The organism is Fuscovulum blasticum DSM 2131, from assembly GCF_003034965.1.
GTDB classification, from domain to species: Bacteria; Pseudomonadota; Alphaproteobacteria; order Rhodobacterales; family Rhodobacteraceae; genus Pseudogemmobacter; species Pseudogemmobacter blasticus.
This window is the reverse complement of record NZ_PZKE01000058.1, coordinates 1-985: the sequence shown is the minus strand read 5'-3', so window position 1 is coordinate 985 and position 985 is coordinate 1. Positions and strand designations below refer to the sequence as shown.

The window sequence follows — 985 nt, the reverse complement described above, 5'->3', positions numbered from 1 at the left end:
GCAGGCTGTCGGGCGCCGAAGACGCGGGGTCTGACAGAACGGGGGCGGCGGTCCCGGTGCGGTTTCCTGGCCGAAAGGCGGCCGGGGCCACCCGCCTGCCCTCAATCAGCTTGCGCGCCGCGGTAACAATTACCCGCGCCCGGGCTTCGAAACCATGGTCCCGGGCCAGCCGCTCATGCTGGGCCATTCGTGCCGCAAGGCTGTCTGGCGGGGCAGAAAGAAGGGTGTGAACGGCGGACTTGAGGTCGGCGATTGATCGCACCTGCACGATCTCTGGCAGGTCCGGGGCTGAAAAGCCAAGGACCGGATCAGAGATCACGCGCGCCCCGGCTGAAAGCGCGTCATAGCTCCGATTGCTCATGAACCCAAGCGTGGCCATGTGCAACATATGGCTGTTCAGAACAATACGGGCACGGGCATAGATTTGGGCAAGCTCGTCATGGTCAAGCCTTTCGCCCTGCCACAACCTCTCGGGTATGACACCCTGCCAGCCCGGGCCCCAGATGTAAGGCTCTACCCCTTCCTGAACGGCGGCCAGCACAAGATCCCGCGAAACCCGCGAGGGGTGGTAGCTGCCGACGAAGACCAGCGGTATGTCCGGCATGTCCGGCGGGCGCCGGTCCGGCCGGAAATGCCCGGTGTCGGTGGCCTGCGGCAAGTAGCGCACCGCCAGCCCAAGTTTCTCCAGGCGGCGGGCAAGTGCAAGGCCCCCGCAGAATACCGTCTGGTATCGCCGCAGCAGGCCAGATGGGGCCAGATTGGGGGGGCTGATGATCCAGAGGATGTTGGGCAGACCGGGCACGGGGTCTTCAAGATGCGGCCCCACGATGCGCAACACGACGCCCGGCTGTTCTGTGCGGGGCGGGGCTTCGCCACGAAACAACAGGCCGGCATCACAGCCGGGAACGGCGCGAATTGCCTTCGCCAGCCCTTCAGCAAACTGTGTATCCCCCCATGCCTGCTGGTTGGTGCGTCGTGCATTGAC

Annotated in this window: 1 protein-coding gene; it reads right to left on the bottom strand. The window is 65.4% G+C overall.

The genetic code is table 11. The features are described 5' to 3' along the window. On the bottom strand, window positions 1–802 hold an 802-nt coding region (locus C5F44_RS17665; protein ID WP_328588521.1), incomplete at its 3' end, for a glycosyltransferase family protein. Window positions 803–985: the final 183 nt, after the last annotated feature.